General features: G+C 45.2%; 1 protein-coding gene. It reads right to left on the reverse strand.

Features of this window, described 5'->3' with window-relative positions:
- Positions 1-230, reverse strand: a 230-nt coding sequence (locus AAEY78_RS15230) for a MarR family winged helix-turn-helix transcriptional regulator (RefSeq protein WP_352340377.1), incomplete at both ends; no start/stop codon positions are given.

Here is a 230-nt window from a genome sequence, read left to right on the forward strand (position 1 = left end):
CTTCTAACAGAGGCGATGCATCAAGTTTATCTGCATCCATCATTGCGGCAATGCGCTGCATTGACGACAGTAATAGGCTCTGCTCCCACTCTGCAAGTGCCGAAAACTTAGCAATAAAATGCTCTTGTAGTGGTTGCGGTGCTTTATCAAGTAACTCCTTTCCTTTATCGGTGAGGTATAAACTCACTCGACGCTTATCCATTTGGCTACGTACCCGAGTTACTAAGTCT

It is taken from the genome of Psychrobacter sp. 16-MNA-CIBAN-0192, assembly GCF_040309565.1.
Lineage (GTDB): Bacteria > Pseudomonadota > Gammaproteobacteria > Pseudomonadales > Moraxellaceae > Psychrobacter.